Origin of the sequence: Actinoplanes teichomyceticus ATCC 31121, assembly GCF_003711105.1 — a bacterium.
Lineage (GTDB): Bacteria > Actinomycetota > Actinomycetes > Mycobacteriales > Micromonosporaceae > Actinoplanes > Actinoplanes teichomyceticus.
The window spans coordinates 7,127,654-7,151,107 of sequence record NZ_CP023865.1 but is presented as its reverse complement, the minus strand read 5'-3'; the positions used below and the strand labels follow the sequence as shown (position 1 = coordinate 7,151,107).

21 protein-coding genes are annotated in these 23,454 nt (G+C 74.6%); 16 read left to right on the top strand and 5 right to left on the bottom strand.

Annotation, left to right across the window (positions count from 1 at the left end; translation table 11 throughout):
• The first annotated feature begins 34 nt into the window (after window positions 1–34).
• On the top strand, window positions 35–1,096 hold the full coding sequence (locus ACTEI_RS31320; RefSeq protein WP_122982525.1) for an O-methyltransferase: 1,062 nt from the start codon (window positions 35–37) through the stop codon (window positions 1,094–1,096).
• Window positions 1,097–1,304: 208 nt separating this feature from the next.
• On the opposite strand, the gene ACTEI_RS31315 is transcribed toward ACTEI_RS31320, so the two are convergent.
• Window positions 1,305–1,790 carry a CAP domain-containing protein gene (locus ACTEI_RS31315; protein WP_122980933.1) on the bottom strand — a complete coding sequence of 162 codons (486 nt, stop codon included), beginning with the start codon at window positions 1,788–1,790 and terminating at the stop codon, window positions 1,305–1,307.
• Between the two features lie 207 nt (window positions 1,791–1,997).
• Complete coding sequence (locus tag ACTEI_RS31310; RefSeq protein ID WP_122980932.1) at window positions 1,998–4,304, bottom strand: glycosyltransferase family 2 protein; 2,307 nt, start codon at window positions 4,302–4,304, stop codon at window positions 1,998–2,000.
• Window positions 4,305–4,424: 120 nt separating this feature from the next.
• On the opposite strand from ACTEI_RS31310, the gene ACTEI_RS31305 reads away from it, so the two are divergent.
• Both ACTEI_RS31305 and ACTEI_RS31300 read left to right on the top strand, forming a co-directional pair.
• Window positions 4,425–6,623: a glycosyltransferase gene (locus ACTEI_RS31305; RefSeq protein ID WP_122980931.1), complete on the top strand. Its 2,199-nt coding sequence runs from the start codon at window positions 4,425–4,427 to the stop codon at window positions 6,621–6,623.
• 2 nt (window positions 6,624–6,625) lie between these two features.
• Window positions 6,626–7,303 (top strand): hypothetical protein, encoded by a 678-nt coding sequence (locus tag ACTEI_RS31300; RefSeq protein WP_122980930.1) that lies wholly within the window; start codon window positions 6,626–6,628, stop codon window positions 7,301–7,303.
• On the opposite strand, the gene ACTEI_RS31295 is transcribed toward ACTEI_RS31300, so the two are convergent.
• Window positions 7,286–9,286 carry an acyltransferase family protein gene (locus ACTEI_RS31295; RefSeq protein WP_122980929.1) on the bottom strand — a complete coding sequence of 667 codons (2,001 nt, stop codon included), beginning with the start codon at window positions 9,284–9,286 and terminating at the stop codon, window positions 7,286–7,288. The genes ACTEI_RS31300 and ACTEI_RS31295 overlap by 18 nt on opposite strands.
• 97 nt (window positions 9,287–9,383) lie before the next feature.
• Here ACTEI_RS31295 and ACTEI_RS31290 point away from each other — a divergent pair, with 97 nt between their 5' ends.
• Genes ACTEI_RS31290 through ACTEI_RS31280 form a run of 3 tightly spaced genes read left to right on the top strand, consistent with a single transcriptional unit; the run spans window position 9,384 to window position 12,422 of the window.
• The gene (locus tag ACTEI_RS31290) at window positions 9,384–11,003 is read left to right on the top strand and encodes a hypothetical protein (RefSeq protein ID WP_122980928.1); all 1,620 of its coding nucleotides are present in this window, start codon (window positions 9,384–9,386) and stop codon (window positions 11,001–11,003) included.
• Window positions 11,003–12,004, top strand: a complete 1,002-nt coding sequence (locus ACTEI_RS31285) for a glycosyltransferase family 2 protein (RefSeq protein ID WP_122980927.1) — start codon at window positions 11,003–11,005, stop codon at window positions 12,002–12,004. The genes ACTEI_RS31290 and ACTEI_RS31285 overlap by 1 nt, the downstream gene beginning before the upstream one ends.
• Complete coding sequence (locus tag ACTEI_RS31280; RefSeq protein WP_122980926.1) at window positions 11,988–12,422, top strand: GtrA family protein; 435 nt, start codon at window positions 11,988–11,990, stop codon at window positions 12,420–12,422. Before ACTEI_RS31285 ends, ACTEI_RS31280 begins: the two co-directional genes overlap by 17 nt.
• A gap of 98 nt (window positions 12,423–12,520) precedes the next feature.
• On the opposite strand, the gene ACTEI_RS31275 is transcribed toward ACTEI_RS31280, so the two are convergent.
• On the bottom strand, window positions 12,521–13,783 hold the full coding sequence (locus tag ACTEI_RS31275; protein WP_122980925.1) for a nucleotide sugar dehydrogenase: 1,263 nt from the start codon (window positions 13,781–13,783) through the stop codon (window positions 12,521–12,523).
• Between the two features lie 58 nt (window positions 13,784–13,841).
• Complete coding sequence (locus ACTEI_RS31270) at window positions 13,842–15,608, bottom strand: stealth family protein (protein WP_122982524.1); 1,767 nt, start codon at window positions 15,606–15,608, stop codon at window positions 13,842–13,844.
• 230 nt (window positions 15,609–15,838) lie between these two features.
• Between ACTEI_RS31270 and ACTEI_RS31265 the strand changes: the two genes are divergently transcribed.
• From ACTEI_RS31265 to trmD, 10 genes are all read left to right on the top strand, one after another.
• Window positions 15,839–16,066, top strand: a complete 228-nt coding sequence (locus ACTEI_RS31265) for a hypothetical protein (protein ID WP_122980924.1) — start codon at window positions 15,839–15,841, stop codon at window positions 16,064–16,066.
• Window positions 16,067–16,131: 65 nt separating this feature from the next.
• The gene (gene ffh / locus ACTEI_RS31260) at window positions 16,132–17,679 is read left to right on the top strand and encodes a signal recognition particle protein (RefSeq protein WP_122980923.1); all 1,548 of its coding nucleotides are present in this window, start codon (window positions 16,132–16,134) and stop codon (window positions 17,677–17,679) included.
• Between the two features lie 66 nt (window positions 17,680–17,745).
• Window positions 17,746–17,928: a hypothetical protein gene (locus ACTEI_RS31255; protein ID WP_239082112.1), complete on the top strand. Its 183-nt coding sequence runs from the start codon at window positions 17,746–17,748 to the stop codon at window positions 17,926–17,928.
• A gap of 17 nt (window positions 17,929–17,945) precedes the next feature.
• Window positions 17,946–19,022: an amidohydrolase family protein gene (locus ACTEI_RS31250; RefSeq protein ID WP_122980922.1), complete on the top strand. Its 1,077-nt coding sequence runs from the start codon at window positions 17,946–17,948 to the stop codon at window positions 19,020–19,022.
• A 76-nt stretch (window positions 19,023–19,098) separates the two neighbouring features.
• The gene (gene proS / locus ACTEI_RS31245; RefSeq protein WP_122980921.1) at window positions 19,099–20,505 is read left to right on the top strand and encodes a proline--tRNA ligase; all 1,407 of its coding nucleotides are present in this window, start codon (window positions 19,099–19,101) and stop codon (window positions 20,503–20,505) included.
• Window position 20,506: 1 nt separating this feature from the next.
• Entirely contained in the window at window positions 20,507–21,154 is a 648-nt protein-coding gene (locus ACTEI_RS31240; RefSeq protein WP_122980920.1) for a ribonuclease FAU-1 family protein, read from the top strand.
• A 172-nt stretch (window positions 21,155–21,326) separates the two neighbouring features.
• Window positions 21,327–21,842 carry a 30S ribosomal protein S16 gene (rpsP, locus tag ACTEI_RS31235; protein WP_122980919.1) on the top strand — a complete coding sequence of 172 codons (516 nt, stop codon included), beginning with the start codon at window positions 21,327–21,329 and terminating at the stop codon, window positions 21,840–21,842.
• Window positions 21,820–22,077 (top strand): RNA-binding protein, encoded by a 258-nt coding sequence (locus ACTEI_RS31230; RefSeq protein WP_014447131.1) that lies wholly within the window; start codon window positions 21,820–21,822, stop codon window positions 22,075–22,077. The genes rpsP and ACTEI_RS31230 overlap by 23 nt, the downstream gene beginning before the upstream one ends.
• 3 nt (window positions 22,078–22,080) lie before the next feature.
• Entirely contained in the window at window positions 22,081–22,650 is a 570-nt protein-coding gene (gene rimM / locus ACTEI_RS31225; RefSeq protein WP_122980918.1) for a ribosome maturation factor RimM, read from the top strand.
• Window positions 22,647–23,411, top strand: coding sequence for a tRNA (guanosine(37)-N1)-methyltransferase TrmD (gene trmD / locus ACTEI_RS31220; RefSeq protein ID WP_122980917.1), 765 nt, complete (start codon window positions 22,647–22,649; stop codon window positions 23,409–23,411). The genes rimM and trmD overlap by 4 nt, the downstream gene beginning before the upstream one ends.
• Window positions 23,412–23,454 lie beyond the last annotated feature (43 nt).

The following is a 23,454-nucleotide window of genomic DNA, read 5'->3' as shown; positions in this document are numbered from 1 at the left end:
GGCCGCCCCCGCGGCCTCGGGAGGGTGGCGGTTCATGGTGCGCAGACTTCGCCGGCTGGCCGGCCGGGCCCGCGGGCTCGGACCACGGACCCTCGCCGCCGCCGCGCTCACCTCGCTGCTCGTCGCGGCGATCGCCGCGGCCGCCGCGTTCGACGCCACCGGCCTGGCCGTCTGCCTGCTCGCCGTGCTGCTCGCCGTGGTCCTGGCCGGTGTGCTGCAGGTCAACCGACGGCTGGTCGCGCTGCGCGCCGACCGCCGGGAGATCCGCGACCTGCGGGTCGTGCTCGACCAGACGCAGCGGCGGGTGGTGTCCGCGGTGGAACGCCAGCGGCTGGCCACCGAGGACCGGCACCGCGAACTGGTCGACGCGGTGGCCCGGGTGCAGCGGCTCGCCGACCGGGGGATGCGCGGCCTGCGGCTGGCCGTGCCGCGCGAGATGGAGGCGACCGTGCAGCTGTTCCAGGGCTTCACGCCACGCGCCCCGATGCCGTCCTCCGGCGACTACGCGCTCAACCCGACCGACCTGCTGGAGCTGCTGTTCCTGGTCCGGTCCCGGCGGCCGGGGCTGGTGCTGGAGCTGGGCAGCGGCACGTCCACGATCTGGCTGGGTTACGTGCTGGAGAGGGTCGGTGGCCGGCTGGTCTCGCTCGACCACGATCCGGAGTACGCCGGGCGTACCCGGGCGGCGTTGCGGGCGCACGGGCTGACCGCGGTGGCCGAGGTGCGCGACGCCCCGCTCACCCCGGTCGAGGCCGGCGACCGCACCTGTTCGTGGTACGACCCGGCCGCCCTGGCCGATCTGCACGGCATCGACTTCCTGCTGGTCGACGGCCCGCCGGCGGCCGTCGGGCCGGACAGCCGGTACCCCGCGCTGCCGGTCGTCGAGCCGCGCCTCGCGGACCGGGCGACGATCGTCCTCGACGACGCGAACCGCGCGGACGAGCGCGCCGCGATCGCCGCCTGGCTGGCCACCGTGGACGGCCTCGCCCGCGAGGAGGGGATGCTCGGCCGGCACGCCATCCTGTCCTACGCCCGCCGGACCCTGGTCACGGCGAACGCCCCTGCCGCAGGGGGACCGGCAGGGGCGCTCACCTGAGCCCGCCGAAGCGAGCCCGAACCTCATGCGAAGGAGTACCGCAGCGGCTCGCGGCCGTCCGAGGCAGATCCAACCGTGCCGCAAAGCGCCTTTCGCCCGTCGATGTCGAGGACCCGAAGAACGACAAGCGAGGCGTGGTCGTTCCTCCGGGCCTCGACATCGACTCAAAGGGGCGAAATGCCCGCCGAGCGGAGCGAGGCCGGCCGGCTCAGTACCCGAAGTCCTGGGTGTAGTAGGGGGTGCCGTTGTCGCTGTAGACCGCGCCGACGCCGACCGTCCGGGACTTGCAGCTGAGGATGTTGGCGCGGTGGCCCGGGCTCTTCATCCAGGCGTCCACCACGTCCTTGCCGGTGCGGTAACCCCAGGCGATGTTCTCGGCGGACGGCCTCGGGTAGCCCGCGGCCTTCTCCCGGGCGGCGAAGCTCGACCCGCCCCGGCCGGTGTGGCTGAACGAGCCGCTCTGCGCCATGTACGCGCTGTGCCCGCGAGCGGCGGTGACCAGCCGGCTGTCCACCTTGAGGGCCGCGCAGCCGTGCGCGGTGCGCTGCGCGTTGGTCAGCCGCACGATGTCGGCCTGCAGGGTCGACTCGGAGACCGGGGCGGCCGTGGCGGGGGCCGCGGACAGCGTCGCGCCCAGCGCGGCGGCGGGGGCGAGGGCGGCGACCAGGGCGAAGCGGCGGAAGAGCGAGCGCATGAGAGGCCCTTTCGGAGTTCGGCGCCTGGCTGCTGCCAGGTTCACCGTTCTCTTCGGCCCGGTCCGCGGAGGGCTCGACTGTCAAAAGGGTGTCGATGCGTCGCTGTTCGGTTGCCGGCCCCGGGCCCGACCTGACGGCCCCGCCGAGCCGGTTCGCCGTGCGGCGCCGCCGGTCACCCGGTCCCGGCCGGGGCGGCGGCGGTGGCGCTAGGGGAGGGCGAGCTCGGTGCGCGGCCGGGGCAGGCCGCCGCCCGGGTGCAGCAGGGCCAGCACGGCGTCGGCGTAGACGCCGGGGTGGTGACGGCCGGCGAAGTCGCGGCCGCGGGCGCTCTGCGCGGCGTAGCCGGACGGGTCGCGGTGCAGCCGGCGCAGGGTCCGGTGCAGCTCGCCGGGAGCGCAGTAGACCGCGGCCGGGCCGTACTCCACCTCCCGGTCCGGGGTGAGCAGCACGACGCAGCCGGCGGCCAGCGGGGCGAGCAGTTGCGCCGGTCCGTCGCCACCGCCCAGGTAGTAGTCCAGCTGGTGCAGGAAGGCGCGCGGCGTGACGTCCCGGTCCTGGTAGATCAGCCAGCTCAGCGGGGGGCGGGCGCCGAAGGCGGCGGCGGTCTCGGCGGTGCGGTCCAGCAGGCGTACGTCGACATCCGGGGTGTCCCGCAGCACAGCCCGCAGCGTTCGCAGCTCCTCGCGGCCGTCGTGGACGAACCGGCCCAGCACGGGGCGGTCGGCGGCCGGTCCGGTGCGCGTGGCCCGCCACCGGCGCGGGTCGACGGTGCACGGCAGCGGCAGCCACACCGGCTCGGCCCTGAACAGCCGGCGCGCCGCCGCCGTGCAGGCCCCGGCCGCGGCGGCCCAGGCCGGGTCCTCCCCGATCACCACCCGGCCGGCGCGGACGGCGCTGGGCTGCCCGGTGGCGAAGGCCAGCGACGCCGGACCGCACACCACGACCAGCCCGGCGTACGCCCGGTCGGCCAGCAGCGTCTGGCGCACCGTGCCGACGTTGATCATCCGCTGCACGTCCGGGTCCAGGTTCCCGGCCGCCGCGCCGAGCGCCGGCAGGTGCAGCAGCGCGAACGCGACCGCCCGGGTGGCGAGGGCGCGCAGCGGGCCGGCGCTCTCCGGCGTGCTGAAGTCCCCGGCCAGGATCAGGTCGTACGTCTCGGGGCCGCCGGTCCCGGCGAGCCGGTGCGGCGCGGCGAACGCCCGCCGCCGCGGCTCCCGCGGCCGGTAGGCGGTCTCCCGGCCGGCGGCGACCCGGGTGTGCCACGCCTGGAACGCCGACAGGTACGCGCGCCGCGCCGGGTGCGTCCAGCCGGGCGCCATGTCCGCGCTGGACAGCGAGCCGCCGGAGAGCCGGATCAGGGCGAGCGTCTCGCCGCTGAGGTGCGGTACGGCGGGACGGCCGAACACCGCCCGGGCCCGCTCCACGTATTCCGCGTCCGCTCCCTTGCGGACGGTGTCCAGGTAGCCGAGCTCACGCAGGGCGACCGCACGGCGCAGCATCAGCGACGACAGGTTGTACGACCGGTGCCGCGCGTACCCCGGCCGGGTCACCACCAGGTCGCCGGTGACCCGCATCCCGGCCGAGGTGGTGGCGAACAGCGCCGGGTCGGCCAGCAGCGGCGCCACCTGGCGTTGCAGCCGCAGCGGGTGCGACCAGTCGTCGGAGTCCTGGAAGGTGACGAACTCCCCGGTCGCGGCGTCCAGGCCGGCGTTGCGGGCCCGGTAGGTGCCGCCGTTGCCGGGCAGCCGCAGCACCCGGATCCGCGGGTCCAGGGCGGCGGCCTCGTCGAGCACGGCGGCCTGCTCCGAGCCGTCGTCGACGATCAGGATCTCCTGGTCGGTCCAGCTCTGCGCGAGCAGCGAGCGGATGGTGACCAGCAGCGCCGGGCCGGGCCGGTAGGTGGTGACGATCGTGGTGATCCGGGGCCCGCCGCCGACCGCGGCGGCCGTCCCGGGCACGATCCGGTCGAAGCGCGGCCCGGGGCCGTCGGCGAGCGTGAAACCGGGCGCGGGCAGCAGCCGGGTGAAACGGGCCAGCCAGGTGGCCGGCTCGGCCAGGTCGACGGCGAGCGCCTCGCGGACCGGGCGCGGGATCCGCGGGTACCGCTCCAGCAGGTCGGCGGCGCGGCCCGCGGCCAGCGCCAGCTGCGCGTGCACGCCCTGGTGGTCGGGAGCGACCGCGGCCGGGCCGTGGGCGCGCAGCAGCGCGTCGAACAGCGCCAGGCCGTCCGCCCGGTCCTGCGGCTCCAGATCCTGGCACGCGATCACCCGGGCCAGCTCGCCGAGCGCCCACGGGTCCAGGCCGTCGGGCAGCGGCCGGCCGGCGCGGGCGGTGGCCAGCAGGGCGTCCAGGTCGGTGACGCCCGCGGCGTACGCCAGCAGGGCCCGCGCGTCCGCGGAACGGGCCGCCAGCGCGGCCGCCGCCGGCCCGTCCGGACCGGCCCGGCGCAGCGCCCGCAGATGCCGGTCGAGCAGGGCGGATCCGTACGACCCCGGGGTGATGTGCGTGCGCATGGCCTGCCCAACGGCGCGGCCGGGGCCGGCGTGACGTGACCGCGCCGCGGGTCGTTGGGTCCACCGGGAGGCCGGGCCCCGTTCGTGCCCGCCGGTTGTCGAGCAACGGAGTACACGATCATGACCGCGACCGTCCATGACGTGGCGATCCTGTCGGACTTCCGGTACCCGGGCGGCAATTCCGCGGCCATCGCGGCCGAGGTGCGCGCCCAGGCGGAGGCCGGATTGCGCACCGCCCTGGTGCACGTGCCGTCCCCGCACAACCGGGACGGCCTGCCGTTCAGCCCGCGGATCGCCGAACTGCTCCGCGAGGGCCTGGCCGAGCTCGCCGTGCCGGACGCCGCCACGGACGCCCGCCTGCTGGTGGTCCGCCAGCCCCGGATCTTCACCGCCGACCTGGCCGTGGTGCCCCGGGTGCACGCCGAGCGGACCGTCATGGTGATCAACCAGGCGCCCGGCGACGCCGCGGACCCGGCCCGCTACTACGACGTCGGCGAGATCCGCGACCGGGTCTCGCGGTACTTCGGCCCGGTCGTCGAGTGGGCGCCGATCAGCCCGCGGATCCGCGCCGAGGTGCTGCGGTCCGCGCCGGACGCGCCGCTGGCCGGCGCGGACTGGCACGAGATCATCGACGTGGCCCGGTGGTGGACCGGGCGGGACCGGCCGGTCGCCGGCGTGCCGGTGCTCGGCCGGCACGGACGCTGCGACCCGGTGAAGTGGCCACGCACCGCCGCGGAGCTGCTGCTGGCCTACCCGGAGCGGGACGACCTGCGGGTCCGGGTGCTGGGCGGCGGCGAGATCGCGACCCGGCTGCTGGGCCGGCGCCCGGCGAACTGGGAGCTGCTGCCGTTCGGCGCCGAACAGCCGGCGGACTTCCTGCGCACCCTCGACTTCTTCGTCTACTTCCACGACCCCGACCTGGTCGAGGGGTTCGGCCGGACCATCCTGGAGGCGATGGCCGCCGGGGTGCCCGCGATCGTCGGCCCGCACTTCCGGCCGCTCTTCGGCGACGCCGCGCTCTACACCACCCCGGCCGGGGTGGAGCCGCTGGTCCGCGAGCTGTGGGCGGACCGGGACCGGTACCGCGCGGTGGTCGCCCGGGCCCGGGACCTCGTCCAGCGCCGGTACGGTCCCGGCACGCACCTGGCCCGGCTCGCCGAGCGCGGCGTGCCCACCCGCCCGGCCGCGCGCCGCGCGCCGGCCCGGATCGGCCGCGACCGGGCCGTATCCCGCCCCCGGCCGGTGCTGATGCTCAGCGACAACGGCGCCGGACTGGGGCACCTGTCCCGGCTGATGGCGATCGGCCGCCGTCTGCCGGCGAGCTGCCCGGCGGTGATCGCGACCCAGTCGTACGGGGCGTCGCTCGCCCACCGGGAGGGCTTCCTCACCGAGTACCTGCCGTCGCGCGCCGTGCTCGGCCTGCCCCGGCCACGCTGGACCGGTTTCCTGCGGGCCCGCCTGGAGCACCTGGTCGACCTGCACCGCCCGGCCGTCGTCGCGGTGGACAGCGTCCCGCACGACGGCATCGTGGCGGCCGCCGCGGCCCGCCCGGACGTCACCTGGGTGTGGGTGCGCCGGCCGATGTGGCGGCGGGACACCGGAGCCGAGTGGATCGCCCGGGGTCCGGCCTTCGACGGCATCCTGGAGCCCGGCGAGTTCGCCGCGGCCGCCGACGAGGGCCCGACCGTGGCCGACCGCGGCGGCGTCCACGCGGTCGATCCGATCATGCTGCTGGACCGCGGTGACCTGGCCGGGCCGGACGAGGCGCGGGCCGTGCTCGGCGTCCAGGAGGGCCGGCCGGCCGCGCTGCTGCAGCTCGGCGCCGGGAACATCGACGACATCACGTCGCCGCTGCGCCGCGGCGCCCGGCTCCTGCGCGAGGCGGGTTTCCAGGTGCTGCTCGCCGAGTCGATGATCGCCACCGAGCCGACGCCGCCGGTGCCCGGCGCCCGGGTCGTCAAGGTGTACCCGATCAGCCGCTATCTGCGCGGACTCGATCTCGTGGTCAGCGCGTCCGGCTACAACTCGTTCCACGAACTGCTCGCCTTCGGGGTGCCGGCGGTGTTCGTGCCGAACCGCCGGACCGCGCTCGACGACCAGGTGGCCCGGGCCCGGTTCGCGGCGGCGACCGGCGCGGCGCTGTGCGTCGAGGACCCGCAGGGCGCGGAGCTGGACCGGGTGCTGGCCGAGGCGGCGCGCCCGGAGGTACGGGCCGGACTCACCCGGCGGTGCGCGCAGGTGGGATTCGGCAACGGCGCGGCGGCCGCGGCCCGGTGGCTGGCGGGGCTGGCCGCCGAGAACGTACGAAGCGGAGCGTGAACATGTCCGACTCACCCACCGTGGCCCCGGCCGGGGCGGAGCTGGAGCGGCTGCGCTGGGAGATCGCCGCGCTGACCGGGCGGATGCGCTCGGTGGAGCTGGAGCGCGACTCCTGGCGGGCCCGCTGCGAGCGGCTGACCGAGCAGCGCGACCGGGAGCGGGAGAAGAGCCGGCGGCTGCGCAGCAGCGGGTCGTACCGGCTGGGGCGGGCGCTGGTGTCGCTCGCCCGGGACCCGTGGCACACCTCGCCCCGGCTGGTCCGGGGGCTGGCCCGGCGGCTGCGGCCCCGCCCGGCCGGGACGCCGATCGTGCCGGAGCAGGTGCCCCGTACGCCGTCGGCGCGGCGGCGGCCGGCCCACCTGTACGTCGCGATCGGCCTCGACCACGACACGCTGCGCGACCTGCTCGTCACGATCAACCAGCGGCTGCTGGTGACACCGGACCACCGGCCGGTGGTGCTGACCGACGACCCGGCGTTCTCGCTGCTGCGCACGCTCGGGGTGCTGCTGGAGTACCTGCCGGACCGGGGCACCTGGGAGCGGCACCGGCCGGACCGGGCCTGGGACGACCTGCTCGCCGAGCGGCTCGCCCGGCTGTGCCGCGACCACGTCACCGAGCGGACCGTGGTGGTCGACCGGCTGCGCCCACCGGCGCTGGCCGACCTACTCCGGTTCCGGTAGCGCCGCGTCCAGCAGCGGGGCGACGGTCCGCGCGTACGTCGTGGTCAGGTGGTTGGTGTCGCGGTAGGCGAGCACGTTGCCGATCACCGGCGGGCAGAAGCCGGCGCACAGCCACGGCACCGGGTCGATCACGGTGACCCCGGTGAGGCCGGTGAGCGAGCGCCGCTGCGCCGGCCCGCGCAGGGCGGCCGGCACGCGCCGCCCGCAGCGGTCGATCCGCTTGAGCCGGGCCTGCCGGGCCAGGCAGACCGGCACCCGCTCACCGCCCAGGTACGGCGTGTCCGCGATGATCGCCACTCGCGCGCCGGTCGCCCGGAGCGCGGCGGCGGTGCGCTGCCAGGCCGCCCGCCACTGGCCGGACTCGTCGGCACGGGTGTCCACCGGCCGGTAGTTGAAGCTGGACCCGATGACCACCAGGCCGGGGCGCAGCGCCCGGATCCGGGCCAGCGCCCCGGCGTGGAACCGGGCGCACTCGGTGTACTCGCGCCGCAGCCCGTCGTGCCACAGCCGCAGGTCGGCGGCGGAGCAGGAGGACTTGCTCAGCGACACCAGCCGCCAGCGGTGCCGCCCGGCCACCCGCTGCAACGCGGGGAACCAGTGGGCGGCGTGCGAGTCGCCGTAGAGCACCACGGTCGTCGACCCGGCCGGGTCGCCGTAGACGCAGCCGGCCGGGGCGGCCGTGGCCGGCGCCTCCACGTGGCATCCGTCCGCCCACACCCGTGCCTTGTCCGCGTTCACCCGGGCCAGGGACGGGGTCAGGTTCGCCGGCAGCTCCCGGGTGTCGCGGGCGGCGCGCACCGCGCGGGCGACGACCGCGTACGGGTCGGCGGCCCGCGCGGTCGCCACCGGCAGGTCCCGGATCGCGGCGCCGGCCGGCACCGGGTGCGGCAGCAGCGCGACGGTGACCGCGGTGGCGGCGACCGCGCCGGACAGGCCGGCGCCCAGCCCCAGCGCCCGGTTCGGCCGCCGGCGCAGCCGCGGGTGCCGCCGGAGCGGGTTCTCCACCAGGTGGTACGTGACCCAGGACAGGCCGAGCGCGGCGGCCGCGAGCAGCAGGGCCAGCGGCGGTGACGCGTCCACACCCAGCGCCGCCGGACCGATCAGCAGGACCGGCCAGTGCCACAGGTACCAGCCGTAGGACAGCCGGCCGACGGCTCGCAACGGGCGGGCCGCCAGCGGCCGGCACCCGCCGGCCAGCACGGCCATCGCGCCGCCCACCGGCAGCAGGGCGGCGACACCCGGGTACGGGGTGCGCCCATCGCACCACACCGCCGCCACCAGGATCGCGGCCAGCCCGGCCGCTCCCGGCCAGGCGCCGCGCAGCCGCGGGGCGAGCACCGCGAGCAGGGCGCCGGCGCCCAGCTCCCACGCCCGGGTGTGCGGCCCGAAGTACGCCCACGGCGCCGACCGCGCGCTCTCCAGCACCCCGGCGGTGAACGAGCCGGCCACCACTGCCACCAGCACCCCGGCGGTCCGGGCCCGGGTCCGCGCGACGAGCAGCAGCAGTGGCCAGGCCAGGTAGAACTGCTCCTCCACGGCCAGCGACCAGAAGTGCTGGAACGGGGACGGGGCGGCGTCGGCGTCGAGATAGTCCGTACCGGTGAGCGCGAACCGCAGGTTGGCGACGTAGCCGGTGGCCGACAGGGCGTCCCGGGCCAGCTCGCCCAGCCGGATCGCCGGCAGCCAGAGCCGGGCCGCGACCAGCGTGGCGACCAGCACCAGCGCGGCGGCCGGCAGCAGGCGCAGGGCGCGGCGGGCGTAGAACCGGTGGATCGACAGCCGGCCGGCCGCCGCCTCGCGCCGCAGCAGCGACGTGATCAGGAAGCCGGAGATCACGAAGAACACGTCCACGCCCACGTAGCCGCCGGCGGCCAGCGGCACCCCGGCGTGCCCGAGCACCACCAGGAGCACCGCGACCGCGCGCAGGCCCTCGATGTCGGGACGGTGACCGGCCCGGTCCGGGGTCGTCGGCGAGAGGCTCATCGCCCTCTAACGCGTGGCCCGGGCCCCAGGTGTCGGCCTGCCGTACGTGTCGCAACCTCGCCACCGGGCCGTCGTTGCCCCTGGTGTGACAGCGCAGATGTCGGGTGCCGCGGCCCGGCCGGACACCGGCGACGGGCGGCTCGCGGCGCATCCGCCCCCGGCGCCGTCGCCCTGGCGGCCGGTGTGGCGCGGCATCGTCCTGCGGTCCGTGCTGGTCCCGCTGATCGTGCTGGCCCCGCTGGTGACCCTGCCGCCCAGCGCCGACCACCGGTTCAACGTCTACGCCAACGGGGCGCGCTACCTCACCCACCCGTGGGAGATGGCCGGTCAGGCGGTCCGCAGCGTCCCGCCGTACCTGGAACTGGGCAACTTCCGCCCGCTCGGCCGGATCGTGGAATGGGCGCTGGACACCGTCGCGTTCGCCGTCACCGACCTGTCCGGGCTGCCCGCGAACGTCGCGCTGCGGCTGGTGTCGTTCGCCGCCGCGATCCTGCTGACCCTGGCCGGCGTGGTGCTGGCCGAGTGCGTGGTGACCCGGGGCCGTCCGTTCGCCGGGCCGCCCTCGCTGATCGCCGCGGTGCTGCCGTTCGCGGCCGGCGGGAGCTTCGTGGCGGCCGGCCGGGCCAGCACCACCGTCCTGTTCGGCGGCCTCTACTTCGTCACCGCCGCGCTGGTGCTGCTGGTCGCCGCGGCCGCCGCGCGCACCGCCGGCCGGATCCGGCTGGGCGCCCGGCCGGGGGCGCTCGCGGTGGCGCTGGGTGGGGCGCTCGCCGCGTTCAACGAGATGGCCTATCTGGCGCTGCCGCTGGCCACCGGCGTGGTGCTGATCCGGGCCCGGATGGTGCTCGGCCTGCCGTGGTCGGCCACGGTGCGCGGCGCGGGGGCCCGCTTCGCCGGGCTGCTCTGGGCCGGTTTCCTGCCGGTGGCGGTCCCGGTCCGGGCGATCATCGCGCAGCGGTGCGCGGACGGCGGCTGCTACGCCGGCTCCGACGTGGCCGTGGCCGGCGTGCTCGGCGCGCTGCCCCACCGGCTGACCGCGTGGGTGCCGCCGCTGATGTGGCAGCGGGCCGCCGAGGGGCCGTACGGGCGCACGCTCGGCCCGGCGCTGCTGCTCGCCCTGCTGGCGCTGCTCCTGCTGGTCCGCCGGTTCCACGCCGACCGGCCCGGCTGCGACGCCCCGGACCGGCGGCAGTGCTGGGCGCTCGCCGCCACCGGCCTGGCCACGCTGGTCCCGGCCGCCATCATGGGCGCGCTCAACGCCCAGGTGCAGCAGCTCGCCGCGGCCGGCTGGTGGGGGCTGGGCTGGCGGGACAGCGCACTGACCGGCCCGGCCGGGGCCATGCTGACCGTGGCGCTGCTGACCGGCCTGCTGGCGCGCAGCCACCGCGGCGCCCGGTCGCACCGCGCCGGGATGCTCGCCGGCGTGCTGCTGCTCGTGGTCTGCGCCGCGGTCGGCGCCGCCGCGAACCGGGACCACCGCGCGGCGGCCGGGTCGGGGCGGTCCGCGTACCTGCACGACCGGGTGGCCCAGGAGATCGCCGACTTCGACCGCTCCCCGGCCGGCAACGCCCGCCGCTGCGCGCTGCGTGCCGAGTTCCGGGCCGGGCTGCCGGCCGCTCGCGGCGGGGACCCGGTCGAGCTGCGCCGCTTCGACCGGGCCGTGGACGCCGCCACGGCCCGGCTCGCCGGCCGCCGGTTCTGCGCCGGAGCGCCGTGATGGGCGAGCTGATCTCGGTGGTCGCGCCGGTCTACAACGAGGGCGCCGGCGTGGACCGTTTCGTCGGCCGGATGGCCGAGGCGCTGGCCGGCCACGACTACGAGCTGATCCTGGTGGACGACGGCTCGGGCGACGACTCGTGGCGCCGGATCGCCGCCTGCGCGCTGCGCGAACCCCGCGTGCTCGGGGTACGGCTGTCGCGCAACTTCGGCAAGGAGGCGGCCCTGCTGGCCGGCCTGGAGCACGCGACCGGCGACGCCACCGTGGTGATCGACGCCGATCTGCAGCACCCGCCGTCGGCGGTCGCCGAGATGATCCGGCGGTGGCGGTCCGGCGCGCAGGTGGTCGAGGCGGTCAAGCGCAACCGCGCCGGCCAGTCGCTGGGCAGCCGCCTCGGCGCCCGTGTCTTCAACCGGGCCTTCACCCGGCTGACCCGGGTCGACCTGGTCGACGCCACGGACTTCCGGCTGCTCGCCCGTCCGGCGCTGGACGCCCTGCTGCGGATGCCCGAGCACTCGTCGTTCTTCCGCGGGACCAGCAGCTGGATCGGTTTCCGCCGGGAGACCGTCGAGGTGGACATCGACCACCGGGAGGGCGGTGCGTCGCGCTGGACGGCGCGCTCGCTGTTCCGCCTCGCGGTCAACGGCCTGACCTCGTTCACCTCCGCGCCGCTGCACCTGGTCACCGCCGTGGGCCTGGCCTTCGCCGCGTTCTCGGCGGTGCTCGGCGTGCAGACGCTGGTCCGGTGGATGCGGGGCGACTCGGTGGCCGGGTTCCCCACGGTGATCCTGCTGCTGCTGGTGACCGGCACGTTCGTCCTGCTCGGGCTCGGCGTCATCGGGGAGTACCTGGCCCGCATCCACGAGGAGGTCCGCGGCCGCCCGCGCTACCTGGTCCAGGAGCGGGCCGGCGCCGCGGCGGTGGCCGAGACGACCGGCGCGCGGCGGCTGCCACCGCTGGACGTCCCGGAACAGTGGGTGGGGCGTGCGGAGCACCGCTGAGCCGGTCGGTCCGGGTCCGGCGGGCGGCGCGCCGCGGGGCGCGGAACCGGCGCGCCTGGTCCGCTACGCCGTGAGCGGCGGGGCCAGCGCACTGACCCATGTCGGTGTCGGCCTGGCCGGCCTGCGCCTGCTGCACCTGGGCCCGGTGACCGCCTCGACCACCGGGTTCACGGCCAGCGTCGTGGTGTCCTACCTGCTGCAACGCGCCTGGGTGTTTCGCTGCGCGGCCGGGCACGTGGTGGCCGGCCCGAGGTTTCTGGCCGTCACCGCGGCCGCCGCCGTGGTGAACACGGTCGTGCTGTGGCTCGGCGCCGGGGTGCTGGCCGCGCCGTACCCGGTGGCGCAGGCGTTCGCCCTGGCGCTGATCCCGCTGGTCAACTACGTGCTGAACGCCCGCTGGACCTTCGCCGGGCGGTGACCCGGCGGCCGGCAGCGGCGCCCACCTCGCGCGGGTGGGCGCGGGGCGCGCGACGACGGGCGGAACGGGACAGGTCGTACCGGAGAAAAGGTGTTGATCTAGAGGCGGTGAGCGGACCGGACCGTGGTGACCCCGCGGGTGTCGAAGAAGCGCTTCGCGAGCCGGGCCAGGTGGTCGACGTCGTATTCGCGGTGGTTCTGGATCAGGATGACCAGATCGGCCGAGGTGACCGCGCCGGACAGGTCCTCGGTGCGGGAGACCGGGACGCCGCCGACGTCCCAGGTGCGCACGTGCGGGTCGTGGTACGCCACGGTGGCGCCGAGCGCGGCCAGTTGCCGGGCCAGCGGCGCGGCCGGTGACTCGCGCTGGTCGGCGATGTCGGCCTTGTAGGTGATGCCGAGCAGCAGGACCGTCGCCCCGCGGACCGCCTGACCGTCCGCGTTGAGCAGGTTCTGCGCGCGCCGGGCCACGTACGCCGGCATCGTCGCGTTGATTTCCTGCGCCAGCTCCACGAAGCGGAACGGGTAGCCGAGCTTGCTGCGCACGTTGTGGCTCAGGTAGTTCGGGTCGATCGGGATGCAGTGCCCGCCGACGCCCGGTCCGGGGTGGAACGCCTGGAAGCCGAACGGCTTGGTGGCCGCCGCGCTGATCACGTCCCAGAGGTCGATGTCCAGCTCGTGGCAGAACCGGGCCATCTCGTTGACCAGCGCGATGTTGACGTGCCGGTAGGTGTTCTCCAGCAGCTTCGCGGTCTCCGCCTCCCGGGTGCCGCGGGTCCGGACCACCGTCTCGATGAACCGGCCGTAGAACGCGGCGGCGGCCGAGGTGCAGGCCGGGGTGTACCCGCCGACCACCTTCGGGGTGTTGTGCGGGCCGTACTCGGTGTTGCCGGGGTCGATCCGTTCCGGCGAGAAGGCCAGGTGGAAGTCGATGCCCGCGGTCAGCCCGGAGAGCTGTTCGAGCAGCGGCCGGACCACGTCGTCGGTGGTGCCCGGATAGGTGGTCGACTCCAGCACCACCAGCGTCCCGGGGCGCAGGTTGCGGCCGACCGCGCCGGTCGCCCCGGTCACCGCGCGCAGGTCCGGGCCGTCGCCCTCGGACAGCGGGGTGGGCACGCAGATCACCGCGGTCCGGGCCCGCGCGATCCCGCTCTCGTCGGCGGTCGGGCGGAAACCGCCGGCCAGCATCACGGCGACGTCGGCGTCGCTCAGGTCGTCGACGTGCGACCGGCCGGCGCGCAGCGACGCGACCACCGCCTCGTCGATGTCGAGGCCGAGCACCGACAGACCGGCCCGGACCGCCTGTTGCGCCAGTGGCAGGCCGACATACCCCAGGCCGAGAATGACCACGTCGTAGCTCAAGGGACTCTCCTTGTCCGGTGTGGATGGGTGCGGGCGGCCGGGGCGTCGTCCGGTGCGGTCAGGCCACCGGGGGCAGGGCCGCCGGGGCGGTCGCCGGCCGGCGGGGGCCCGGGCGGCGGGGCAGCGCGGCGAGCGCGGCCGGCGACACCGTGCCGCCGCGCGGCAGGCGCAGCTCGAACGGGGAGGCGAAGGGCAGGTACGCCGGCAGGAAGTCGGCCAGCAGCGCCTGCTGCTCGGCCCGTACCGCGTCGGCGGCGTCCACGTCGTTGAGGCAGAACGCGTCCACGCCCCGGGTGCGCAGCGGCCGGGCCAGCCGCAGCGGCGTGACCGGGTCGGCCAGCTCGGTGTACCGGTAGCGGATCTGCCCGGGCGTGGCCCGGCCGGTCAGGTACGCGTAGTACTGCTGCAGCGAGGACAGCATCGACACGTCCTCGGGGTGCCGGAACTGGTGCCCGGCGGTGCCGCGGACCGCCTCGGCGAAGCGTTCCTCGATCTCCAGCAGCACGCTGCGCCGGGCCGGGTGCGGCGTGTGCATCATCTTGCGGCTCAGCACCCGGCCGAAGGTCTCCCGGATCAGCCGCCGGTTGTTCTTCGCCGCCGCGTCGGCCGGCCGGTCGCCGGGCCCGCGCGGAGCCGGGTCGACCAGCGACGACGACGGGAAGAACCGGGTCAGCCCGCCGGGGGTGAAGAACAGGTCGGGGGTGACCGGGCGGCCCAGGAACACGTCGTCGTTGAGGTAGAGGAAGTGTTCGGCCAGCCCGGGGATCCGGTGCAGCCGGGACTCGATGGCCTGGGAGTTGAAGGTGGGCAGCCGGCCGCCGTCGCCGAAGATCTCCCGGTGGGTGACCACGGTCAGCCGGGGGTGGCTCAGGTCGAGCCAGGCCGGCACCTGGTCGTCGGTGACCAGATGGACGTGCCGTACCCAGGGGGCGAAGCAGTGCAGCGCGCGCATCGAGTAGCGCAGCTCGTCCCGGTTGATCCAGCGCGAGTCGTTGGCGGCCTGCCGGTTGACCCGGGCGACCCACGGGTTCTGGGCCAGCGCCCGGGCCCTGCGCCGCTGCCAGGCCGGGTCGGCGCCGTCCACCCAGGTGTAGACCACGTCGACGGGGAAGTCGATCCGCTCCGGGCCGAGCGCGGTGAAGACCCGCCGGGTGCGGTAGGCGGTGGCGTCGTCCGGTTCGCTGAACGCGCCGAACACCGGCTCCGCGGCGGCGGTCACCGGCTCGGCGGCCGGGACGGTGGTGGCCACCGGGTTGGGCCGCGGCGCGAGCAGGGCGTGGCCCTCCGGCCGCCAGAACTCGACCTCGCAGGCGTACTCCGGGCCCAGCACCAGGTTGCCGCCCGGATCGGTGACCGGCCAGCAGGCGGCGACGACCCGGTCGTGGCGGCCGGGCGGCCCGGCCGCCCGCAGCATCCCGTGGTCGCGGCGGGCGATGCCGGTCAGCAACCCCAGCATCAGGCCGCGCTCGCTCTCCGGTACGCCCACGGTGGTGCGTCCGGGATCCGCCGAGGGCACCCGGAACCAGTCGACGCCGGCCATCTCGAGCGCCTCGGCGACCCGGTCCAGATTGGCCCGGCGTACCTCGACCGGGCTGGTCGTGGTGACCACGCGCGCGCCGAGCCGGCCGTGCCGGGTGCGGACCCGCATCAGCCGGCCGGGCGCCGCGGCCCGGTCACGTCGGGCCCGGCCCAGCGGCATCAGCGCCCGGGCGATGCGCAGCCGCCGTTCCGGCGCGGTCCGGGGCAGGATCCGGCGCTGCGCGGTCTGGAACATCCGTCGCCGGACCGGCCAGGGCGTCCGCCGCAGAATCCGCCGCAGGGTCACGCCGCCGTCCTTTCGCCGCACGTCCGCCGAACCGGCCACGCGACCCTTAACGTCACGGCTGAGACGGAAGTTGCGGTCTATGCCCCTTAGCGAGGATATGCAGGATTAGTCCACCTCGGTGGGTGTTCGCGGACACCCACCCCTAGGGGGCCGCATCCGGGGGTCGGCCGATGCAGGACGTTGCGCGTCCGGGGCATGGTGGAGGGCAGTCGAGACCTGGAGGATCGGTCATGGGCAAGGCTCTGGTGTTCCTGCTGACGGTGATCGGTGGCGTGGTCGTGGTGAGCTGGGTGGCCGACCTGCTGTTCGGCGCCTTGTTCTACCTGATCGTCGGCGCTCTGGTGGCCGGCGGCGCGCTCTGGCTCTACGGCCGGGCCAAGCGGGAGATCGCCCCCGGCACCCGGACACAGCGGCGCATCGAGGCCGCCGCCCGGACCTACCGGATGCGCAACCGGTGACCGCTGGCCGCTCCGGTTAGGCTTGCGGGCAACGCCACCACCAACGACCAACGGGAAGTCGCACCGTGTTTGACACCCTGAGTGACCGCCTGTCCGGGATCTTCACCAAGCTCCGCGGCAAGGGCCGGCTCACCGATGCCGACATCGACGCCACCGCGCGCGAGATCCGCCTCGCGCTGCTGGAGGCGGACGTCGCGCTGCCGGTGGTCAAGGCGTTCATCGCCAGCCTCAAGGAGCGGGCGCGCGGCGCCGAGGTCTCCCAGGCGCTGAACCCGGCCCAGCAGATCATCAAGATCGTTCACGAAGAGCTGATCAACACGCTCGGTGGCGAGGGGCGGCGGCTGGTCTTCGCCAAGCAGCCGCCCACCGTGATCATGCTGGCCGGTCTGCAGGGCGCCGGTAAGACCACGCTCGCCGGCAAGCTCTCCCGCTGGCTCAAGGGCCAGGGTCACCAGCCGCTGCTGGTCGCCGCCGACCTGCAGCGCCCCAACGCGGTCAACCAGCTGCAGGTGGTCGGCGGCCGGGCCGGCGTGGAGGTCTACGCGCCGGAGCCGGGCAGCGGCGTCGGTGACCCGGTCAAGGTCGCCAAGGACTCCATCGAGGTCGCCAAGCGCACCGCCAAGGACATCGTCATCGTCGACACCGCCGGGCGTCTCGGCATCGACGAGGAGATGATGCAGCAGGCCCGGGACATCCGCGACGCGGTCGAACCGGACGAGGTCATCTTCGTCATCGACGCCATGGTCGGTCAGGACGCGGTGCAGACCGCCGAGGCGTTCCGGGACGGCGTCGGCGTCACCGGCGTGGTGCTCTCCAAGCTCGACGGTGACGCCCGCGGCGGTGCCGCGCTCTCCGTCCGGCACGTCACCGGCCAGCCCATCCTGTTCGCCTCCACCGGCGAGAAACTGGAGGACTTCGACGTCTTCCACCCGGACCGGATGGCCAGCCGGATCCTCGGCATGGGTGACGTGCTGACCCTCATCGAGCAGGCCGAGCAGGCCTTCGACGAGGAGCAGAAGGAGAAGATGACCAGCAAGCTGCTCGGTGGCGAGCAGTTCACGCTGGAGGACTTCCTGGACCAGCTGATCGCGGTCCGCCGGATGGGCCCGATCGCCAACATCCTCGGCATGATGCCCGGCATGGGCCAGATGAAGGACCAGCTGGCCGAGCTCGACGACAGCCACTTCGACCGGGTCACCGCGATCATCCGCTCGATGACGCCGAAGGAGCGCACCGAGCCGAAAATCATCAACGCGTCCCGCCGGCTGCGCATCGCCAACGGCTCCGGGGTCACCGTGATGGAGGTGAACCAGCTGCTCAACCGCTTCGCCGACGCACAGAAGATGATGAAGCAGATGAGCGGCATGATGGGCCTGCCGGGTGGCCGTCGCAGCGCCACGAAGAGCTCGAAGAACAAGCGCAAGGGCAAGAACAACCGGCCGCGCGGCGGCGGGATGCCGGCCGGGCTGCCCGGTGGCTTCCCGGGCGGGATGCCCCAGCTGCCGCCGGGCCTGGACCCGAACGCGCTGGCCGGCGGCGGCATGCCGCCCGGCTTCAAGCTGCCCAAGCTGGACTTCAACAAGCTGAACAAGCCGAAGGGCAAGGACAGCTGAAGTCGGCATGAGGCTAGTTGTCGCGGCGCTGGTTCCGTGATGGGCGATCCCGCTGAGGAGGAGCCGATGACAGCTGCGCCGCACTCGAACGAGCTCGACATGATCGAGCATCTGCTCGGCCGAGACGACCTGACCGTCGACGACATCGCAGATCTTCCCGAGGATCTTCGTTACGAGTTGATCGGCGGAAGGCTCGTCTCACAGTGGACCGGCCTTGGGTCTGGCCCGGCCGGACGACTGAGCCGCTGATCCGGTAGGACTGTGCCATGGTGTTGCATGTGCGTGGGACCGTCCTGCCGGACGGCGAGATCCGGGACATCTGGCTCGTCGGCGACCGGGTCACCTTCGAACCGGTGGCCGATGCCGAGACGATCAGCGACGGCGGCTGGATCGTGCCGGGGCTGGTCGACGCGCACTGCCACCTCGGCATCGCGTACGGCGCGCGGCCGATCGAGAGCCTCGACCAGGCACGCGAGCTGGCACACATCGACCGGGACGCCGGGGTGCTGGCGCTGCGGGACGCCGGTTCGCCGTACCCGTACCCGGAACTCGACGACGAGCCGGGCGTGCCCCGCCTGGTCCGCGCCGGGCGTCACGTCGCGGCCCCGCGCCGGTACCTGCGGGACATCGGCCTCGAGGTGGCCGCCGAGGAGGTCGCCGCCACGGTGACCGCGCAGGCCAGGGCCGGCACCGGCTGGGTGAAACTGGTCGGCGACTGGATCGACCGGGAGGCCGGCGACCTCGCGCCGAGCTGGGACCCGGCGACCATGGCGGCGGCGGTGGAGGCCGCGCACGCGGCCGGCGCGCGGGCCGCGGTGCACACGTTCTCCGAGGAGGGCGTGGAGATCATGGTCCGGGCCGGGGTGGACTCGGTGGAGCACGGCACCGGCCTGTCGCTGGAACTGATCGACGAGATGGCCCGGCGGGGCACCGCCCTGGTGCCCACGATGATCAATATCCGGACGTTCGGCAAGATCGCCGATCAGGCCCGGGAGAAGTTCGCCGGGTACGCCGACCACATGATCGCCCTGCGGGACAGGTTCCCCGAGGTGGTGGTGGCCGCGTGGGAGGCCGGCGTCCCGATCTACGTGGGCACCGACGCGGGCGGCGGCATCCGGCACGGGCTGGCCGCCGAGGAGATGCTCTACCTGCACGAGGCCGGCATCCCGGCGGCCGACGTGCTGGCCGCCGCGTCGTGGCGGGCGCGCGACTGGCTGGGCTTCCCCGGCCTGGTCGAGGGCGGGCTGGCCGACCTGGTCGTCTACGACGCCGACCCGCGCGCCGACCTGCGCGTGGTGCGGGCCCCGCGCCGCATCGTGCTGCGGGGCGCCGTCATCAGGTGACCGCCGCCGCGCCGGCGGGGGAGAACCGATGCCCACCCGGCCGGTCGGGTGCCGAGCGCGACTAGGATGCGTGCTCATGGCTCGCGTGCTCACTCCCCGTGCGGAGGACTTCCCCCGCTGGTATCAGGACCTCATCGCCAAGGCGCAGCTCGCCGACAACGGCCCGGTGCGCGGCACGATGGTGATCCGGCCGGTCGGCTACGCCATCTGGGAGCGCATGCAGGCCGACATGGACGCCCGGATCAAGGAGCAGGGCGTTCAGAACGCGTACTTCCCGCTCTTCATCCCGGAGAACTACCTGCGCCGCGAGGCCGACCACGTGGAGGGCTTCTCGCCGGAGCTGGCCGTGGTCACCCACGCCGGGGGCAAGGAGCTCGCCGAGCCGCTGGTGGTGCGCCCCACCAGCGAGACCGTGATCGGCGAGTTCATGGCCAAGTGGGTCGACTCGTACCGTGACCTGCCGCTGCTGCTCAACCAGTGGGCCAACGTGGTGCGCTGGGAGCTGCGCCCGCGGACCTTCCTGCGGACCACCGAGTTCCTCTGGCAGGAGGGACACACCGCGCACGCCACCGAGCAGGACGCCCGCGAGCACGCCCGCGACATCCACAAGAACGTCTACCAGGCGTTCATGGAGGAGATGCTGGCGATCCCGGTGATCCCCGGCCGCAAGACCCGGGGCGAGCGGTTCGCCGGCGCCACCAACACGATGACCGTCGAGGCCATGATGGGCGACGGCAAGGCGCTGCAGATGGGCACCTCGCACGAGCTCGGGCAGAACTTCGCCAAGGCGTTCGACATCACGTACTCGTCGGCCGACCGCACCGTCGAGCACGCCTGGACCACGTCGTGGGGCACCTCGACCCGGATGCTGGGCGGTCTGATCATGGTGCACGGTGACGACAACGGCCTGCGGCTGCCGCCGCGGCTGGCGCCGGTCCAGGTGCAGATCATGGTGGTCAAGGCGGGCGAGGGCGTCGCGGAGGCCGCCGCGCGGCTGCGCGACGAGCTCAAGAGCGCCGGCGTACGGGTGCGGCTCGACGACCGTGCCGACATCCCGTTCGGCCGCCGTGCCGTGGACGCCGAGCTGCAGGGCATCCCGATCCGTGTCGAGGTCGGCCCCCGCGACCTGGCCAACGGCAACGCCGTGGTGGCCCGCCGGGTGGACGGCTCGAAGTCGCCGGTCGCGCTGGCCGAGGTGGCGAACGCGGTGGTCGCCGCGCTGAAGGCGGACCAGCAGCGGCTCTTCGACGACGCGCTGGCGTTCCGCGACGAGCGCACCGTCGAGGTGAAGACCCTCGGTGAGGCGATCGAGGCGGCGCAGACCGGCTGGGCGCGGGTGCCGTGGTCGGCGGTCGGCGAGGCCGGCGAGAAGGAGGCGAACGGCAAGGCCGTCACGGTCCGCTGCCTGACCCGTGCGGACGGCAGCATGCCGGAGTCGGACGAGGAGCCGGGCCTGGTCGCCTACCTGGGCCGCTCGTACTGACGTGCGGTTCGCCGAAGGCCGGTCGGTCCTCTACCGCAACTTCTCCGCCGACCGGCTGGTCAACGTCCGGCCCTGCCGGGTGATCTCGGACGACGACCGCGGGCTGCTGCTCTGGCTGGCCCGCGGTTCCGCCGTGGTGGTCGACGTCGCGGTGGACGGCCGGGGGGTGCGCGACATGCCGTTCGCCGAGTGGTCGGTGGTGCCGCGCAAGCGGATCGTGGCCACCTGGTCCGGCCCGGGCATCCTGAAGTTCTTCCCGCCCGGGGCCGACCACTCGGTCTGGTTCTTCCGCACCCCGGAGGGCGGTTTCGCCGGCTGGTACGTCAACCTGGAGCAGCACGCGATCCGCTGGGACGACGGCGCGGTGGCCGGGGTCGACGTGATGGACCAGGACCTGGACGTGGTGGTCGCGCCGGACCGCACGTGGCGCTGGAAGGACGAGGACGAGTTCGCCGAGCGGCTCGCCGTCCCGCAGCACTACTGGGTGCCGGACCCGGACGCGGTGTGGGCCGAGGGCCGTCGGGTGATCCGGCGGATCGAGGCCGGCGAGTTCCCGTTCGACGGCACCTGGACCGACTTCCGGCCGGACCCGTCGTGGCCGGTCCCGGTGACGATGCCGGACGGCTGGAATCGGCCGGGGGCACGTTGACACCCGATTGGGCTTCCCGGCCTGCCGTCTGGCAGAATGACTCGTTGGTATCCGGCATGTCGTGAGGCGCCCTCTAACCCCTCACACACAGCCAGTCCACGAGGCATCGGTCCCGCATCCCCACGTGGGTTCCGGTCGGCTCACCCACGCAGTCATCAGGAGCGAATAAACCGTGGCCGTTAAGATCCGGCTCCTGCGGATGGGCAAGATCCGCAACCCGCAGTACCGCATCGTCGTCGCCGACTCGCGCACCAAGCGCGACGGCCGCGCCATCGAGTACATCGGCATCTACCAGCCGAAGGAACACCCCTCGGTGATCGAGGTCAAGTCCGACCGGGTGCAGTACTGGCTGTCCGTCGGCGCTCAGCCGAGCGAGCCGGTGCAGCGCATCCTGGAGAAGACCGGCGACTGGCAGAAGTTCAAGGGCCTGCCGGCCCCGGCGCCGCTGCTGGTCGCGCCGAGCAAGCAGAGCAAGACCGAGGTGTACGAGGCCGAGGCCAAGGCTGCCGCGGGTCTCGCCGACACCAAGCCGGCGACCACCGCCAAGTCCGGCAAGAAGGCCGCCGCTCCGGAGGTCGCCGAGGCTCGCCCGACCGACACCAAGCCGGCCGACCCGGCGGAGCCGAACCGCGAGGCCGTGGCCGAGACGGCAGAGGACCCGGCCGGTGCCGGCGCCGACGCGAGCTGACGGGGCGCTCCGGCCGGCGCTGGAGCACCTCGTCAAGGGCATCGTCGACAACCCGGACGACGTCCGGGTCCGTCTGGTCGACTCGCGCCGCGGCAAGCGGCTCGAGGTCCGCGTGCACCCCGAGGACCTGGGAACGGTCATCGGGCGCGGCGGGCGTACGGCCAAGGCGCTGCGTCAGGTGATCGGGTCGATCGGTGGGCGCGGCATCCGCGTCGACATCGTCGACGCGTACTGACCGATGTTGCTCGTCGTCGGCCAGATCGGTAAACCGCACGGCATCCGGGGCGAGGTCTCGGTGGTCGTGCGGACCGACGAGCCCGAGGAACGCTTCACCACCGGGTCGGTGTTCACCACGGAGGTCCCCCGGGACCGCCGGGTGAGCGCCGGCCCGGCGGCCGCGTCCGCCCCGGGCGTCAAGTTCGAGATCCCGCAACACCTCACCCTCGAGCACATCCGCTGGCATCAGGGCCGCGGCATCGCGCTCTTCGAGGGCATCTACGACCGTAACCTCGCCGAGGCGCTGCGCGGTGTGTACCTGCAGGTGGACAGCGCCGAGCTGGCCCCGCCGGAGGACCCGGACGAGTTCCACGACCACCAGCTGATCGGCCTGCGGGTGGAGTCGCTCGACGGGGTCGAGCACGGCACCGTCCAGCGGATCGAGCACGCCCCCGCCTCGGACCTGATCGTGCTGGCGAAAGCGGGCGGCGGGACCGCGCTGATCCCGTTCGTCGCCGCGATCGTCCCGACCGTGGACCTCGCCGGTGGCCGCATCCTGGTCGATCTCCCCGAAGGACTGCTGGACCTGTGAAGGTCGACATCATCTCGATCTTCCCGGACTACTTCGCCCCGCTCGAACTCTCGCTGATCGGCAAGGCGCGGACGACGGGTGTCCTGCAGCTGGCGGTGCACGACCTGCGCACCTGGACCCATGACGTGCACCGCACCGTGGACGACAGCCCGTACGGCGGCGGCCCCGGCATGGTGATGCGCCCCGAGCCGTGGGGCGAGGCCCTGGACGCGGTGGCGGCCCCCGGCGCGACACTGGTCGTGCCGTCCCCGGTGGGCCGGCCGTTCACCCAGGCGGACGCGTACGAGCTGGCCGCGTGTGAGCACCTGGTCTTCGCCTGCGGCCGGTACGAGGGCATCGACCAGCGGGTGATCGACGACGCCGCGGACCGGATGCCGGTGCGGGAGGTCTCGCTCGGCGACTACGTGCTGTTCGGTGGTGAGGTCGCGGTCATCGTGATCATGGAGGCGATCACCCGGCTGCTGCCCGGCGTGCTCGGCAACGCCGACTCGCTGACCGAGGAGTCGCACGCGGCCGGCCTGCTGGAGGCCCCGGTCTACACCAAGCCGGCGTCCTGGCGGGACCGCGCGGTGCCGGACGTGCTGCGGTCGGGCGACCACGGGCGGATCGCCCGCTGGCGCCGTACCGAGAGCCTGCTGCGGACGGCGGCCCGGCGGCCGGACCTGTTCGCCGCCTACCCCCCGGAGAACCTCGACGCCAAGGATCGCAAGGCGCTGGCCGAGGCCGGATTGGAGCTCCCGCCACCCGGTGTGGCAAAGTAGGGAGGTTGCCGTCTCGGCCCCGCGCCGTGGGGACGGGACGAGG